The sequence below is a fragment of the Micromonospora sp. NPDC048898 genome, assembly GCF_043198035.1.
In the GTDB taxonomy this organism is placed as follows: domain Bacteria; phylum Actinomycetota; class Actinomycetes; order Mycobacteriales; family Micromonosporaceae; genus Micromonospora.
Window position 1 is genome coordinate 93,354 of the sequence record NZ_JBICUF010000003.1, and the last position, 15,543, is coordinate 108,896.

Below are 15,543 nucleotides of genomic sequence, written 5' to 3' on the forward strand. Positions count from 1 at the left end.
TGTCAAGGGGTGAGCCTCACCCACGCCCCGGCCGGCGCAGTCCGACAGGGCAGTCTGCGCGAGCTCAACCTCGCCCTGGTCCTGGGCCGGATCGCCGCGGCCGACCGACCCCCGTCCCGGGCCGATCTGGCGACCGCGACCGGCCTGACCCGAGCAACCGTGTCCGCGGTGGTCGAGGACCTGCTCGCCGGCCGGTTGGTCAGCGAGTCCGACCCGGCGCCCCGCTCCGGCGCCGGCCGCCCGGCCCGCGGGCTGGTCCTGGCCGACCAGGGGCCGGCGGGGCTCGGCCTGGAGGTCAACGTCGACTACCTGGCGGTCTGCGTGGTGGACCTCGCCGGACAGGTCCGGCACCGCATCGTGCACCGGGCCGACCTACGCCCGGTGGCACCGGCGGACGCTCTCGCCCAGCTGGTCGAGATAGCCGGGGATGCCCGCGACGAAGCCGCCCGCGAGGGCCTCACCCTGGTCGGGGCCGCACTCGCGGTGCCCGGCCTGGTGGACGACGCCGGGCTGGTCCGGCTCGCGCCGAACCTCGGTTGGCGCGACGTGCCCGTGCCCGCGCTGCTCGCCGAGCACCCTCCGCTTGTCGAGCAGGTGCCCGGCGTCCCGGCGCTGGTGGTGGACAACGAGGCCAACCTCGCCGCACTCGGCGAGCTGCACTCCCGGCCACCCGGCCCGTCCAGCTTCCTGCACATCTCCGGAGAGGTGGGCATCGGCGCCGGCATCGTGCTGGACGGCGCCCTGTTCCGTGGCGTGCGCGGTTGGAGCGGCGAGATCGGGCATCTCCCGGTGCACCCCGAAGGCCGTCCGTGCCGCTGTGGCGGGCAGGGCTGCCTGGAGCAGTACGCCGGCCAGGAGGCGATCGTGACCGCCGCCGGGCTGGCCCGGGCGGAACTCCCCGCGGACACCGCGACGGCGCGGCTGGCCGAGTTGGCCGAAGCCGGTGACCCGGACGCGCTGCGGGCGCTGCACGACGCCGGGACGGCGCTCGGTGTCGCGGTGGCCGGTGTCGTCAACCTTCTCGACCTGGACACCGTGGTGCTCGGTGGCGGGTACGCGGCGCTGGCACCCTGGCTGTGCCCGCCGGTGCTCGCCGAGATCGCCAGTCGGGTGCTCACCGCGGCTTGGTCGCCAGTCACGGTCCGGCCGTCGAGGCTCGGCGCGGAGGCCGCCGCGGTGGGTGCCGCCGGCTCGGTGGCCCGCCGGATCGTCGCCCAACCCGCCGGCTGGCTGGCCCGCTCCGGCTGACCGCCACCCTGCATGCCACCACGCGTCAGCGCCGCCCCCTGCGCTCACGGCGCGCGTCGGCTCCGCCCTCTGCGCCAGCGGCGCGCGTCGGCTCCGCCCTCTGCGCCAGCGGCGCGCGTCGGCTCCGCGCCCTGGGGGCGTGTCGACTCGGCGCCCTGCGCTCTGGGCGCGTGTCCGAGGGGGTCGGTAGCCTTGCCCCGCAGGCAGCGATCCGCGGCGAGGAGGCGAGAAGCAGCATGCGCACAGGTCGTCAGACGTGCGGTGGCGTCCGACGGTGACCGCGACCCGCCACCCCAGCGGCACCGCGCAGCCGGCCGACGCGAGTTTGGCCCGCGAACTGCTCGACGGGCTCACCGAGGCCGTGCTGACGACCGACGAGACCGGTCGGGTCACCATGGCCAACGCCACGGCGGCGGCGCTGCTCCCGGAGATCACCGTCGGCAGCGACCTGGCCGGTTGCCCGGTGGCGGCCCTGGCCCGAGCTGTTGCCGCCAACTCCGCGGCCTTCGACACCCAACACCACGGCCGGCGACTGCACGGCACCCGGCGACAGCTCACCGGCTCCCGGTTCGCGTGGTATGTCCGTGACGTCACCGAGGAGCACGCCCAGGCTGATGCCCTGCGCGCCGAGCGCTCCCGCACCGCGTTCCTCGCCCACGCCGGCAGCCGGCTCGGGCTCGCCGTGCACCGCGACCAGGTGCTCCTGGCCACCATCACCCTCGCGGTGCCCTACCTGGCCGACGTCGCCGTGGCACTGCCCCGACCGGCCGTCACGGCCGAGCCACCCACCCGGTGGATCCGGTACGCCGACGGCGAGCCGGCCCCGGTCGCCGGGCTGGCCGGGGCGACGCTGACCAGCAGCGTGCCCGGTCTCGCCGAGGCGCTCGCCGGCGAGCCCGCCGAGCCGGAGCGCTGGCTGGACGCCGAGCCCGCCGACCTGGCTCCCCTACTGCCGCCCGGCTTCGGCCCGCCGGGCACCGTGTTGGTCAGCCCACTGCTGAACGCGGACGGGTCGGCCGGTGCCCTGCTGCTCGTCCGCCGCGCCGGGCGGGCCGGCTTCGACAGGCGCGAGATCGAGCTGGCCCGTGAGTTCGCCGCCCGGGCCGGCGCCGCACTGGGCACCGCCGACCTCCACGGTGAGCAGGCCCACCTGGCCCAGGTGCTCCAGGCCAGTCTGCTGCCACCCGAGCTGCCCACCGTGCCCGGGGTGATCATGGCCGGCGGATACCGGGCCGCCGGGGACAGCCTGCGCATCGGCGGCGACTTCTACGAGGTGTTCCCACACCCCCACGGGACCCTGTTCGCGCTCGGCGACGTGTGCGGCAAGGGAGTGGGCGCGGCCGTCCTGACGGGCCGGGTCCGCCAGTCGCTGCGGACGCTGCGGCTCGTCGAGCGTCGTCCACTGGAGCTGATCCAACTGCTCAACGGGGCGTTGGTCGACGCACCGGACGCGGCGCGGCGCAGCCAGTTGACCACCCTGCTGCTCGGCTCGATCGATTGCGGGCCCGCCGGGCTGGACGTCCGGCTCGCCGGCGGGGGTCACCCGGCACCACTGCTGGTCAGCGCCGACGGCACTGTCACTCCGGTCCCGGTCGGCGGCATGCCGGTCGGCGCGCTGACCGTCGCACGATTCGCCGAGACCCGGGTGCACCTCGATCCGGGCGACCTGCTGCTCGCGTACACCGATGGGGTGACCGCGGCCTGCGGCCCCCGCGAGCTGGCGACGTTCGGTGCGGCCCGGCTGCACGCCGCGGTCGCCTCGGCGGCCGGTCGGTCGCCGGCGGCGCTCGTCGACCGGGTGCTGCGGGCTGTCGACGAGTGGCTGGCCGGGGAGGCCCACGACGACATCGCGATGCTGGCCGTGGGTGCCTCCACGCCGGTGTGATCGACGGCCCGCACCGAGGACGGCGCGCCGGCCCCCGCTGGTGGGATCAGGCCGCTGACGGGCGGGGGCTGCGTGCCGCCCGGGCGGTGGGATCAGGCGGTACGCGCCACCGGCGGTTCGCCGGTCGGCCACTCCCCGGTGGTGCCGACGGATCGTTCCGGGTCGCCCGACGGGGCCGCCCAGGCCGCGCGGGTCTGCCGTTGACTGTCGCGCGACCAGTCCCCCGACCGCCCACCGGGCCGGTCCGGGTCGTTCGGCCAGCCCTCCGGCCCCGTCGGGTCGTCCGACGCCGGCGTGCTCCGCGCCTGCTGCCGGCGAGCGACCTCGTCGAACTCCCGCATGCCGCCCAGCAGCGCGTCGCGGCCTTCCGGGCTCATCTCGGCCAGCACGACAGCCAGCTGCGCCCGACGGTCGGCCCGCAGCTCGGCGAGGAGCCGGCGGCCCTCCGGGGTGAGGTGCAGCGAGATCTCGCGCCGGTCGAAGCGCCCCGGCTCGCGCTCCAGCATGCCGGCGGCCACCAGCCGGTCGCAGAGGCGGCTGGCGGAGCTGAGCAGCATGTCGAGCCGAGTGGCCAGCCGCCGCAGGTTTATCCCGTCGTGCCGCTCCACCACCATCACCGCTCGTAGCTGGGCACCGGACACCCGGTGAGCGGTGCCCTCCCGGGCGGATTCCCAGATGCCCAGCAGGGCAGCGGCCGCCTCGTCCAGCGCGGCAGCCATACTCGTCTCGGGGTCCGTCGGACCGTGAAGTTCGGCCATGGTGGCCCGAGACTACTCCGAACCCACTGGTGGTCGAGCTTTCAGCGAGGGAGCGACGATGAGCGAACCGGTCAGTCAGGCACGCCGCGCCCTGAACCAGGCACCGGCCGACCGGCTCGTGGGCGGTGTCGGGGAGGTGCTCGTCCGGTCGTACGGGATTACCGACGTCGAGCTGTACCAGGTCGACTACAAGCTCTCCGAACTCCTGCCGCTCACCGAGGGTGACTCGATCACCAGCCCCGGGCACCCCGCCTGGCGTGCTTTCGATCACCAGTCTCCGCTCCTGACCGACGGCACCGCCTGGTTCCCGGTGACCATGCGGGGCGAGCGTCGAGGGGTGCTGTGTCTGGCACCCGTTCCGGACGATCGGGAGGTCGTCGCCGAGCTGGCCGACATCGCCACCGCACTGGCCCACGAGGTGGCGGCGGTCTCCGCCGGCACCGACGTCTACCGGGCGGCGCGGCGCGCCCAGCGCCTCACCCTGGCCGCCGAGATGCAGTGGGACCTGCTCCCCGGCCGCAGCCGGATCCGTCCCGCGTTCAGTCTGGCCGGGCAGTTGGAGCCGGCGTACGCGGTGCGCGGCGACAGCTTCGACTGGTCCGACGACGGGCAGCGGCTCTGGTTGTCCACCATCAACGGCACCGGTGAGGGTGTCGCCGCCTCCCTGCTCACCTCGTTGGCCACCCACGCGTTGCGCAACGCGCGTCGGGCCGGCCTGAGCCTGGCCGACCAGGCCGCCCTCGCCGACCAGGCCATCTTCGACCTGTACCGGGGTGAGCAGCACCTCTCCGCGTTGCTGATGGAGCTGGACCTGCGGTCCGGGGTGATGACAGTTGTCGACGCCGGGTCACCCCGGCTCGTCCTGCTGCGCGACGGGGAGGTCACCGAGCAACCCCTGGACGCGCAGTTCCCACTCGGCATGTTCGAGGAGACCGACTACCACGAGCAGACGTTCCCGATGCAACGCGGTGACCGGGTCTTCGTCGTCAGCGACGGGGTGGTGGAGGCCACCGGGCAGCACGTGCGCTACGGCGAGACGGCACTGGACCGGTTCCTGCGGCGGACCGGGCCGATGGCGCCACTGGACGCCGTCCGGTCGCTGATCGGTGATCTGCGCGCGTTCGTGGCCGGTGACCTGGTCGACGACGCGGTGGTCGTCTGTCTCGACTGGCACGGCCCGCAGGCGTGACCGGCGCTCGTCAGTACGCTCCGCGGCCGTTCAGGACCGCACCGAAGGTCTTCCAGAGGATGGTGAGGTCGGCGGCGAGGGACCAGTTCTCCACGTAGTAGAGATCGAGCCGGATGCCGTCCTCCCAGCTCAGGTCGGACCGGCCGCTGACCTGCCACAACCCGGTCATGCCGGGCTTGACCAGCAGCCGCCGGGCCACGTCGCCGTCGTAGCGGGCCACCTCGGAGGGCAGCGGCGGACGGGGGCCGACCATGCTCATCTGACCCAACAGCACGTTGACCAGTTGCGGCAGCTCGTCAAGCGACCACTTGCGCAGCAGCCGGCCGACGCGGGTGACCCGGGGGTCGTGGCGCATCTTGAACATCAGACCGTCGGTCTCGTTGCGCGCGGTCAGCTCGGCGAGCAGCGCGTCGGCGTTCACCACCATGGTGCGGAACTTGAACACGCCGAACTCCTGCCCACCCCGCCCGACCCGGACCTGGCGGAAGAGCACCGGGCCCCGACTGTCCAGTTTGATGGCCAGTGCGATGAACGCGATCAGCGGCAACAGCAGCGCCAGCGCCAGCGACGAGGCCGACCGGTCGACCAGCCCCTTCACCAGCTTGCGCGCACCACGGAACTCCGGTGCCTCGACGTGGATCAGCGGCAGGCCGGCGACCGGGCGGGTGTGGATGCGTGGGCCGGCGACGTCGGTCAGCGCGGGCGCCACGACCAGGTCGACGCCGGTGCCCTCCAACTGCCAGCCGAGGCGCCGCAGACGGGTCGCGGTCAGCTCGCCGGAGGCGGTCACCGCGACCGTGTCCGCGCCGATGGCGGTGGCGGCCTCCGGGATACCACGGAACGACCCCACCACCGGCACGTCGCCCAGTCGCTGCGCCACCGGTGCGAGCAGCGCGTCCGGGATGCACGCGCCAACCACCTGGTAGCCGGCGTACGGTTCGCGGCGCAGCGTGTGCACCAACTCCAACACGTGGGCGGTGTCACCGACCACCAGCACCCTGCGGGACCAGCCGACACCCATCGAACGGGCCCGGTGCAGGCGCTTGCGGGCGCCGAACCGCGCCACCTCCAGCCCGACGGTGCCCACCGCGAAGGAGATGCCCAGGAAGCCCCGCGAGACGCCAAGATCGGTGATGTAGCCGATGATGGCCATCGCGCCGGCCAGGCGCAGGCTCGCGGAGCTGACCCGTCGGTACTCGTCCGCCCCGTAGCCGATCACCCGGTCGTCGTAGCAGCCGAGGGCCTTGAGCGAGATCAGCCACGCCAGCACCAACCCGGGCGCGACGAGCACGTACGGGACCTCGGAGCCGGTCGGCTGGTCGTCGCCGAAGCGGGCGACGTATCCGATGAGCAGCGCGATGATGAGAACGGTGGTGTCCAATACCACCATGACCCGAACGTAGGACCGCTCGTCGGCGCGCGCCACGAGCCCGGCCCGAGGGCCGTTCGGCTCCGCCGACGTGGCGGGGGTCAACAGTGTCGCCGCGGTCACCGGCCCTCCCACTCTGCTCAGGGTGGCCCCGGTCAACAGGTCGGACCGAAGGCGGACCGACCGTGCCGGAACAGTCGACATCCTGCCCCGATAACTATGACTGCCGATTGCTTCGGACGTATTGCCGTCACTTTTCCTCAACCTGGAAGCCAAAAGAGACCTGCCCAACGGACACCCGGCGGGCAGGCCCCTGACTCCTTCGCGGCGGCTCAGCGCGGCGCTGGTGGGCGCCGCGCGATGGCGCTGAGGAAGATGCTGCCGATCTCGCTCGGGTCCTTGGTGACGAAGACATCGCCCCCGGTCACCTTCGTGATCGACTCAAGCTCGGCCTTGCTGACGCCCTCGCCGATGCCGATCATGATGACCTGGATCGGCCGCTCCGGGTCGGCGATCTGCTTGAGCTTGGCGAGCAACTGCTGCTGGTTGAGGCCGTCGTCGTCCTCGTTCTTGCCGTCGGTGAACAGCACGATCGAGTTGACCCGACCGGGCTGCCAGTTTTCCTGCACCGCCTGGTACGCGGCCAGCATCGTGTCGTAGAGGCCGGTGTCGCCGCTGGACGGCTTCACGGTGGCGAGCGCCCCCTCCAGCTGGGCCCGCTGGCTGGAGAGCGGCCCGATGGGGACCAACTGGCGGTAGTCCCGGTTGCCGGCCAACCTGGTGGAGAAGGTCCACAGGCCGATCGACCAGGAGTCGTCGAAGAGGCCCAGGCCGCGGCGTGCCGCGTCCACGGTGACCTCCTCCCGGCTCCGGTTGTTGGCCGACGGCACCGGGTCCTTCATCGAGCCGGAGACGTCGATCACGGCCAGCATCCGGCCGGACTGGGTGGCGATCGACCAGCTGGACACGACCCGCTGGATCGCGGCCGGGTCCAACCCACCCGCGGCGGTGCCGCCGTTCGCCGGCGCGGTCGGCGCGCCGCCGGACGGGCTCGGGGCACCCTGCGGTGCCTGGAAGCCGGCACCCCAGTTGCCGTCCGGCGCGCGCAACGACTGCGCCGCGAGCCGGTCCCGGAAATTCGGGCTGGTGAGCAGCTCGAACAGCACCCGGGCCGCCGACGCCTTACTCGGCTCGATGCCGGGCAGCACCGCGTACGGGTAGTCCAGCGGCATCGGGGCCGGCTCCATGTAGAGCGCGGCGAGCGGCACCGGCGGCTTCTTGCTGTTGTAGGCGATCACGTCCTCTTCGGACAGTGCCGCCGCGCCGAGACCGCTGGCGATGGAGGTCGCGTCGTTGGCGGTCGGGAAGCGGGCCAACAGGTCGTTGCGGAGCGAGGAACGCCCGGTGGCCAGTGCGCGGAGCGCACCGACGGTGTTGCGCTGGGCGTCGCCGCCCGCGCCGTTGGCGGCGGCGGTCAGCGAGAGCAGACCGGACAGGCCGGCGGCGTCGCGGGTCGGCTCGACGATCCCGGTGCGCAGCGGCGCGTTGGTGTTGTTGAGCTGCTTGAGCAGGTCGGTCCAGTTGAACTTCTTGTCCGGCCAGCCCAGTCGGGTGGCGATCGGCTCGGGCATCGCGACGACGATGGGGCTGCGCGCGATCGACGCGCCGTTGGTCGGAGCGAACGCGGTCGCGTCCTTCTTCAACCGCAGCAGCCAGGTCGAGGAGTCCGGTACCCACACGTCCGGGCTGACGGCCGTGCCACTGGCCTGCCCCACACCGGCGAGGACCGCGCCGTGCTTGGCCGCCACCACGGCCGCCACGTCGACCGGGTCGGCTGCGGAGACATCGACCCGGATGCAGGTCGGACCCACCGCGGCGCCGTCCTTGACCCACTGGGACGCGGCGGCGTCCACCGCGGGCGCCAACTCGGAGGCGACAGCCACCGCGAGTCGGATCTCCCCCGAGCAGTTGGACTGGACCAACTCCCGGTAGCCGAACCACACGCCGGTGGTGACGACGAGCACCGTCGCCATCGCAGCGGCGGCTGCTAGGTGGAGTTTCGAACGCATGCGATGGCGGCCTGCTGACACGGTGACCATCTTGCGTACAAGGTGCCGTTCCCGCCACATCCGTTCGGACGAAAGTTACGGAGGAGAAACAGTTGACCACTATTTAACAACACAGCGTGACGTGCCAGCCCCGAGGTGTTGCCAAACCCTCACGGCAGCACACAGGTCGGGCTCGGCACCAGCACCGGCTCTCCGACCGCCGCCGGAACGCCGGTCTCGACGTCGCGCCGGAAGATCCGCACCATGTCCGCCCGTTCGTCGGCGACGTAGAGGTGCTCCCCGATCAGCGCGAAGTGCCGGGGCCACTCACCGCCGGTGTCCACCTCGGCCACCAACTCGGGCAGCTCCCCGGCCAGAGTGAAGGCGGCGAGCGTCCCCACCCCCCGGTTGGCGACGTAGAGGAACCGGCCGTCCGGGCTGACCGCGACCTCCGACGGCTGGACATGACCGGACCGCTCGCTCGCCTCGACCCGACCCCGCTGGTGCAACGCGCCGTCATCGGTCAGGTCGTACGCGGTGACCGAGGCGTCCAGCTCACCGACGAGATAACAGCGCCGTCCGTCCGGGTGCCGGGCCAGGTGCCGGGGCCCGGTGCCGGGCGTCGTACGGACGCGTGGCGCGCGGGGCACCAGCCGCCCGGTCGCGGCGTCCAGGTCGTACCGGTAGACCGAGTCGGTGCCGAGGTCCACCGCGAGCAGCGGCCCCCGGCCCGCCACCGGGGAGACCATGTGGGCGTGTGCGTGGTCCTGCCGCTCCGGGTCGGGGCCGTGCCCCTCGTGCACCACCAGATCGCTGCGCTCGCCGGGCACGCCCCGCGGGTCGAGTGGGAAGACCGCGATGCTGCCGCTGCCGTAGTTGGCCGCCACGAGGTGACCCCCGCCGGGCGACACCGCCAGGTGGCACGGCTCGGCCCCACCTGTCGACCGGCTGCCCAGCGGATCCAGCCCGCCGTCCGGCCCGACCCGCCAGGCGCTGATCTCCCCGTCCGTCAACTCGTTGACCGCGTAGAGCACCGGCTGGGTGGGGTGCCGCGTCAGGAAGGAGGGGGACGGGGTGACCGCCACCGTGCCGAGCGGGGTCAGCGCCCCGGTCGTCGGGTCGCGGTGTGCGGCGACGATGCCGCTGCCCCGCCCACCACTCTGCTCGGTGTAGCCCCCGATGTGGACGACCTCACCCTGACCACTCACGTCCCACTCCTCCGCCGGCGTCCTCCGTTGATCCAACCAGAGGCTGCCCGCATTGCCCGCCGGTTAACCGGCTTTGCCGACCGGACTTCAGGCCGTCGGCACCGGCTCCCCGCGCTGCCGGGCGACGTGCTCGACCAGGGCGATCAACACCATCTTTCCGGACTGCCGGTCCCGGGCGTCGCAGAGCACCATCGGCACGTCCGGGTCCAGGTCGAGTGCTCGGCGTACGGTCTCCAGGTTGAAACGACGGGAGTCGTCGAAGCAGTTCACCCCCACCACGAACGGGATGCCACGCTGCTCGAAGTAGTCGATGGACGGGAAACAGTCGGCCAGTCGACGGGTGTCGGCGAGCACCACCGCGCCCAGTGCGCCGAACGCCAACTCGTCCCAGAGGAACCAGAACCGATCCTGGCCCGGCGTGCCGAACAGGTAGACCTGCAGGTCGTCGTTGATGGTGATCCGGCCGAAGTCCATCGCCACCGTGGTGGTCGACTTGCCCTCCACCCCGGAGATGTCGTCGGTGCCGACCCCGGCGCCGGTCAACACCTCCTCGGTCTGCAACGGCCGCACCTCGCTCAGGGCACTGACCAGCGTCGTCTTGCCGGCCCCGAAGCCACCCGCGATGAGGATCTTCAGTGCCAGCGGGATGGTGGTGCTGGTGCCCACCTGGTCATAGCGCACGGAGTCCACTGACCACCGCCTTGAGGATGTCGTCGTCGGGAAGAATTCCGGCGGTCGGCGGCTCGTGCACCGCGACCAGGCCCGCACCCAGGAGATCACCGAGGAGCACCCGGACCACACCGACCGCGAGGTCCAGTTCGGCTGCCAACTCGGCCACCGACACCGGCCGGAGGGCCAACGCGATCAGCCGTCGATGCTCCGGGAGCAGGTGCGGATGCTCCGCCGCGTCGACGTCCGATCCCGCCAGCACGAACGCGACGAGGTCGAACCCGTCGACGGCGGAGCGTACCCGCCCTTTGGTGAGCGTGTACGGGCGCACTACCGGGCCGGCCTCGCCGTCCAGCCACTCGTGCTGCGGCCCGGGCGGCTCAGCCCGCATCACCGGCTCCCACCGGCGATCGGGGCGGCGCGGCGAGGCTCTCCCCCACCCGGATGACAAGCATCGCCATCTCGTACGCGACCAACCCGATGTCCGCGTCGGCGTCGCTCACCACCGCCAGGCAGGCACCCTGCCCGGCCGCGGTGACGAAGAGGTACGCCGACTCCATCTCCACCACGGTCTGCCGGACCGGCCCGCCGTCCACGTGCCGGCTGGCACCCCGCGCCAGGCTGGAGAAGCCGGCGGCGAGCGCACAGAGGTGCTCCGCGTCGGAGCGGTCCAACTCGGCCGAACAGCCGAGCAGCAGACCGTCAGCGGACAGCACCACCGCCTCCCGGGCGGCCGGCACCCGTTGCACCAGCTCGTCGAGCAACCAGTCCAGGCCGGCGCTCTGCTTCGTCGATTGCCGCACTAGGCGTCCCTCTCAGTCGCGGTCGGGGGTTCGGTAGTCGCGGGGCCGGCTGGGGCGGCCGACGCAGCCCGATCGTCCGGCACCGCGGGCGCCGCCGGAAGGGGCGGGGTGGTGACGGTGGCGCGCCCACGTGCCGTGCCGGCCTGGAGGGCCGCCATCACCCGGCGCACCTCCTCGGGAGACCGGGGCGCCGGGGTGTCGGTGACTGTCGAGCGGGGCTGGGCGACCGGGGTACGACGTCGTACCCGGCGGGGCAGGCCGTCCAGTTCGTCGTCCACTGTCGATCCCGCGTCGACCGCCACGCCGCCCGGGGTGGGTGCTCCGGCGGGCGGGGCGGTGCCGGCGCGGGAGGCCGTGGCTGGGCGGGTGCGGGGCAGGGTGCCCCGGCGAGCCGTCCGGGCCAGCCGCCGGGCCGGGTCGGCCGACGCGGTGACAAGCGTGGCGGGGTCGGGGCCGGCGGGTGGCTCGGCGGTGATCAGGTCGGCGGGGATCAGCACCACAGCGGTCACCCCGCCCTTCTCGGAGGGGCGCAACTCGACACGTACGCCGTGCCGGGCCGCCAGCCGGGCCACGACGAACAGGCCGAGTCGGGCGCTCTGCGCCGGATCGAACTCGGGTGAGCTGGCCAGCCGGGTGTTGGCGGCCTCCAGGGCCGCGGCGGACATGCCCAACCCCTGGTCGGTGACCTCCAGGGCGTACCCGTTGGCCACCTGCTCCCCGGTGATGGTGACCCGCGTGTCCGGCGGGGAGAAGGCGGTGGCGTTCTCGACCAGCTCGGCGAGCAGGTGGATGACGTCACCGACCGCCCGGCCCAGCACACCGGCGGGCTGCGTGGCGGTGATGTCCACCCGGTCGTACGCCTCGACCTCGGAGATCGCGCCGCGGACCAGGTCGACGATCGCGACCGGGTTTCGCCAACCGCGGCCGGGCGCGGAGCCGGCAAGGATGACCAGGTCCTCGGCGTGCCGGCGCAGTCGGGTCGCCAGGTGGTCGACCTGGAACAGCTCGGCCAGCTCGTCCGGGTCCTCGGCGCGGCGTTCCATCCGGTCCAACAGGTGCAGCTGACGGTGCACCAGGCTCTGGCTCCGTCGGGCGATGTTGAGGAAGACCTCGTTGAGCCCACGACGCAGGGTGACCTCGTCCACGGCGGCCTGGACGGCGGTGCGCTGCACCTCGGTGAAGGCGCGTCCGACCTCGCCGATCTCGTCGTGGCCGTACTCCAGTGGCGGTGCCTCCCGGGCGACGTCCACCTGCTCGCCTCGACGCAGCCGGGTCACCACGTCCGGGAGACGGTGCTCGGCCAACTCGAGCGCGGCGGTGCGGACGCCGCTGAGTCGCTGGACCAGCGTGCGGCCGAGCCGCAGCGCCACCAGCACCGAGACCACCACGGCGACGAGCCCGAGCACCCCGGCGGCGGCGAGCCGCACCAGGATGCCCACCGCCATCGGCACCGAGCGGTCGGTGAGGCCGTCGGCCTCGGCCAGCTCGAAATCGCGCAGCTGCTGCTGCACCGTGTCATGGCTGGCCTGCCAGGCCGCTGCGTCGATCGGCGGCCGACCGGACCGGTCGGCCAGGAGCAGCGCGTCCTGCATCGTGCGTAGCCGGGTGAACGCCTCGCTCTCGGTCAACCGTTGGTACGCGACCCGCCCGGTCTCGGGCAGGTCGGCCACGGCGCTCTCGATGAGCCACCGTTGGTTGCCGATGGCCTGCACGAGTTGGGTGTGCTCCCCCTCGGCGAACCGTCCGGCGCTCAGCGCGCCGGTCAGCAGCGCGTCGCTCTGGCCGAGCAGCTCCCGGGAGCGGCCCAACGCGGTGAGCGCCAGTGCCTGCCGGTTGAGGTCCGGGTCGTTGAGGGTCGCCATCGCGGAGAACGCCTGGAAGGCCGCGGTGACCATGCCGCTGTACAGGCCGATCGCGCCGCTGCGGTCCACACCGCGGTCGTCGATGAACTGCCGGCCGGCCGGCAGCGCCGCCAGGGCGGTGACCAGGTGGTCGATCCGGGCTTCCAGCGGATCGGCCGCGGCGTCGCGCAGGGCTTCGCCGTCGACCCGGCGGCGCAGCTCGGCGACGGCCCGGTCGGTGCGGGCCCGTTGCTCGGCCAGGACGGGCAGCCGGGTGGTGCCCGCGAGTTGCACCACCGAGAGTCGGCGCTCCCGTTGCAGCTCGGTGACCACGACCTCGCCGGGGCGACCCAGGTCGTACAGCAGGGTGCGGGCGGAGAGCAGGTCCAGGGCGGGACCGAAGGTCAGCGTGGTCGCGAAGATCCACAGCGCCAGGAGCGCGGTCACCGGCGCGACGACCAACGCGGTCAGCTTGGAGCGGATCGGCCAGTCGCGGGTTCTCATCAGACCTCGCCCGTACAGGGGTGGCAGGAGGGGTGCCGGCACCGCCGGGCAACGCGTCGGCCGGCTGCGCGCCCGGCGGAACTCCGGGCACCGGCGCGGGCGCCTTGGGCAGGATACGTAATCGGGGGCGGTTGCACTACCGCCCGTCGCGCCGACATCGACGCTCCGAGATGTGCCTCACAGGGCGACGGCGGATCCGCTCATGATCGACCCGGACCGACGCGTTTTCTGGACTGGGTCAGGTCTGAGCCGGTTGGCGGGGCTGCGGCCCTCTTCTCCCGCTCCCGTCCGCAAGCCGTCCAGGAAAGTACCCCGGATCGGGATTGGCGATCAGTGCGCGGAGGGAATACCAGGTGACGAAGGAGGAGCCATGTCGCCCACGCAGGTAATCGTCATCGTGCTCGTCGTGCTCGTGATCGTCGCGGTGCTGGCCGTGGCCGCCCGGTCGCTCAGCCGCCGTCGCGCGCTGCGCGACCGGTTCGGGCCGGAGTACGACCGGGTGGTGGAGGAGCAGGACAGCCGGTCCGCCGCCGAGCGCGAACTGCGCGACCGGGAACGCCGGCACGCCGAGCTCACGCTCACCCCGCTCAGCCCGGAGTCCCGGGCCCGCTACAGCGCCGCCTGGGAGGAACTCCAGGTGCGCTTCATCGACTCGCCCGGCGAAACCGTTGGCGACGCGGACGAACTGGTCACCCGGCTCATCGAGGAGCAGGGCTACCCGACCGGCGACTTCTCCGACCAGATCGCCCATCTCTCCGTCGAGCACGCTCGCACGCTGACCAACTACCGCGACGCGCACGACATCCACCTGCGCAACTCCCGGGGCGAGGCCAGCACCGAGGAGTTGCGGCAGGCGGTCGTGCACTACCGGGCCCTCTTCGCCGACCTGCTCGGCGAGGAGCCGGTTGGCCGCCGTACGCCCGAACAGCGCCACCACCCGGACCACGACTCCACGAGCCGCTGAGGAGGCCACCGATGCGCCAGGAAGAACAGCAGGCGAGCAACGACCACCCCGAGGCCGTCCGGTCCGCGCCCGTCCCGGTGCCTCCCACCGGCGACCGGGCCGGCCGCGCGGACGTCGGTGAGGACGCCCTGGACGACCGGGGCACCTTCGACGACCAGACCGCCCCGAACGAGCGGGACGCCTCCGACGAGCGGGCCGGCTCGAACGAGTGGACCGCTCCCGACGAGCGGGCCGGCGACACCGCACGCGCCGACGACGCCGACCCGCGCCACCGGCGGGACGACCGGTCCGCCGACGAGGGCGGTTTCCACGAGCCGGGGCCACTGCCGACGGCGTTCGGCGCCACCACTGTCGCCGACGCGGTGGCGGCCTCGGCGTTGGCCAGCCCACACCCGCAGGACCAGCCGGATGCCCGGGCCGAGCGGACGGCCCAGCCGGGCGACGGTGCCGAGGACGGCGAGCGTGAGGGTCTGCGCGCCGACCCCACGGCCGACCTGCACCGCAGGGATGTCGCCCCGGGCACCGATCCGGACGCCGTGACCGCCGGCGCGGCCGGTTACGGCAGCGCGACACCGGAGATGGTCGACCCGGACGCGGACGGCGAGCCGGTCGACAGCGAGGGCGACGGCACGCTGGGAGCCGCCGGGACATCGCGGCCCGCCGGGTCGACAGTCGCGGCCGAACCGGCCACCCTCCTGGACACCGACACCGCGCAGGGCTTCCGGGACCGCTGGCGGGACGTGCAGTTGCGTTTCGTCGACGATCCGCACGCGGCGGCCGGCGAGGCGCAGTCGCTGGTGGAGGAGGCCATCCAGGCCCTCTCCTCGGCGCTGGCCGCGCAGAAGAACACGCTGGGCGGGTGGCAGGACGCCGGCTCGGCCGACACCGAGCAACTGCGGATGGCGGTGCGCAACTACCGGGACTTCCTGGACCGCGTACTGGGTCGCTGAGCGACGCGGGGGGGGGCCCCCCCCCCGGCGGGCCGGGGGGCCCCCCCCCCGCCCGCCCCGCCCCCCCCCCCCCCCACCCACACAACACACGCGCCGGCGGGAGACCC

At 73.2% G+C, this 15,543-nt stretch carries 13 protein-coding genes; 5 read left to right on the forward strand and 8 right to left on the reverse strand.

The annotated features are described in order from the left end of the window. The first annotated feature begins 9 nt into the window (after positions 1–9). Together ACGFIQ_RS10730 and ACGFIQ_RS10735 are read left to right on the forward strand one after the other, a co-directional pair. Positions 10–1,248, forward strand: a complete 1,239-nt coding sequence (locus ACGFIQ_RS10730; RefSeq protein ID WP_393242434.1) for an ROK family protein — start codon at positions 10–12, stop codon at positions 1,246–1,248. 274 nt (positions 1,249–1,522) lie between these two features. Further along, a complete protein-coding gene (locus ACGFIQ_RS10735; RefSeq protein ID WP_393242437.1) occupies positions 1,523–3,133 on the forward strand; it encodes a SpoIIE family protein phosphatase in 1,611 nt (536 codons plus the stop codon). Positions 3,134–3,225: 92 nt separating this feature from the next. Here ACGFIQ_RS10735 and ACGFIQ_RS10740 read toward each other — a convergent pair whose 3' ends face one another. After that, positions 3,226–3,891 (reverse strand): MarR family transcriptional regulator, encoded by a 666-nt coding sequence (locus ACGFIQ_RS10740; protein WP_393242440.1) that lies wholly within the window; start codon positions 3,889–3,891, stop codon positions 3,226–3,228. A 58-nt stretch (positions 3,892–3,949) separates the two neighbouring features. On the opposite strand from ACGFIQ_RS10740, the gene ACGFIQ_RS10745 reads away from it, so the two are divergent. After that, positions 3,950–5,080: a PP2C family protein-serine/threonine phosphatase gene (locus ACGFIQ_RS10745; RefSeq protein WP_393242443.1), complete on the forward strand. Its 1,131-nt coding sequence runs from the start codon at positions 3,950–3,952 to the stop codon at positions 5,078–5,080. A 10-nt stretch (positions 5,081–5,090) separates the two neighbouring features. On the opposite strand, the gene ACGFIQ_RS10750 is transcribed toward ACGFIQ_RS10745, so the two are convergent. The 7 genes from ACGFIQ_RS10750 to ACGFIQ_RS10780 form a co-directional block, all read right to left on the reverse strand. Further along, positions 5,091–6,572: a sugar transferase gene (locus ACGFIQ_RS10750; protein WP_393242446.1), complete on the reverse strand. Its 1,482-nt coding sequence runs from the start codon at positions 6,570–6,572 to the stop codon at positions 5,091–5,093. Between the two features lie 209 nt (positions 6,573–6,781). Beyond that, entirely contained in the window at positions 6,782–8,539 is a 1,758-nt protein-coding gene (locus tag ACGFIQ_RS10755) for a substrate-binding domain-containing protein (protein ID WP_393242448.1), read from the reverse strand. A gap of 128 nt (positions 8,540–8,667) precedes the next feature. Further along, complete coding sequence (locus ACGFIQ_RS10760; RefSeq protein WP_393242451.1) at positions 8,668–9,705, reverse strand: lactonase family protein; 1,038 nt, start codon at positions 9,703–9,705, stop codon at positions 8,668–8,670. A gap of 87 nt (positions 9,706–9,792) precedes the next feature. After that, positions 9,793–10,395, reverse strand: a complete 603-nt coding sequence (locus ACGFIQ_RS10765) for an ATP/GTP-binding protein (protein WP_393242453.1) — start codon at positions 10,393–10,395, stop codon at positions 9,793–9,795. Further along, positions 10,376–10,765, reverse strand: coding sequence for a DUF742 domain-containing protein (locus ACGFIQ_RS10770; RefSeq protein WP_393242456.1), 390 nt, complete (start codon positions 10,763–10,765; stop codon positions 10,376–10,378). The genes ACGFIQ_RS10765 and ACGFIQ_RS10770 overlap by 20 nt, the downstream gene beginning before the upstream one ends. Next, positions 10,755–11,177: a roadblock/LC7 domain-containing protein gene (locus ACGFIQ_RS10775; RefSeq protein WP_393242459.1), complete on the reverse strand. Its 423-nt coding sequence runs from the start codon at positions 11,175–11,177 to the stop codon at positions 10,755–10,757. The genes ACGFIQ_RS10770 and ACGFIQ_RS10775 overlap by 11 nt, the downstream gene beginning before the upstream one ends. Continuing rightward, on the reverse strand, positions 11,177–13,522 hold the full coding sequence (locus tag ACGFIQ_RS10780; protein ID WP_393242462.1) for a nitrate- and nitrite sensing domain-containing protein: 2,346 nt from the start codon (positions 13,520–13,522) through the stop codon (positions 11,177–11,179). Before ACGFIQ_RS10780 ends, ACGFIQ_RS10775 begins: the two co-directional genes overlap by 1 nt. A gap of 370 nt (positions 13,523–13,892) precedes the next feature. Between ACGFIQ_RS10780 and ACGFIQ_RS10785 the strand changes: the two genes are divergently transcribed. Both ACGFIQ_RS10785 and ACGFIQ_RS10790 read left to right on the forward strand, forming a co-directional pair. After that, positions 13,893–14,486: a hypothetical protein gene (locus ACGFIQ_RS10785; protein WP_357066973.1), complete on the forward strand. Its 594-nt coding sequence runs from the start codon at positions 13,893–13,895 to the stop codon at positions 14,484–14,486. An 11-nt stretch (positions 14,487–14,497) separates the two neighbouring features. Further along, the gene (locus ACGFIQ_RS10790; protein WP_393242465.1) at positions 14,498–15,436 is read left to right on the forward strand and encodes a hypothetical protein; all 939 of its coding nucleotides are present in this window, start codon (positions 14,498–14,500) and stop codon (positions 15,434–15,436) included. Positions 15,437–15,543 lie beyond the last annotated feature (107 nt).

Coding starts and splice junctions, on each gene's coding strand:
- ACGFIQ_RS10745 (WP_393242443.1), top strand. CDS start 3,950: ATGAGCGAACCGGTCAGTCAGGCACGCCGCGCCCTGAACCAGGCACCG.
- ACGFIQ_RS10780 (WP_393242462.1), bottom strand. CDS start 13,522: ATGAGAACCCGCGACTGGCCGATCCGCTCCAAGCTGACCGCGTTGGTC.
- ACGFIQ_RS10740 (WP_393242440.1), bottom strand. CDS start 3,891: ATGGCCGAACTTCACGGTCCGACGGACCCCGAGACGAGTATGGCTGCC.
- ACGFIQ_RS10785 (WP_357066973.1), top strand. CDS start 13,893: ATGTCGCCCACGCAGGTAATCGTCATCGTGCTCGTCGTGCTCGTGATC.
- ACGFIQ_RS10770 (WP_393242456.1), bottom strand. CDS start 10,765: ATGCGGGCTGAGCCGCCCGGGCCGCAGCACGAGTGGCTGGACGGCGAG.
- ACGFIQ_RS10790 (WP_393242465.1), top strand. CDS start 14,498: ATGCGCCAGGAAGAACAGCAGGCGAGCAACGACCACCCCGAGGCCGTC.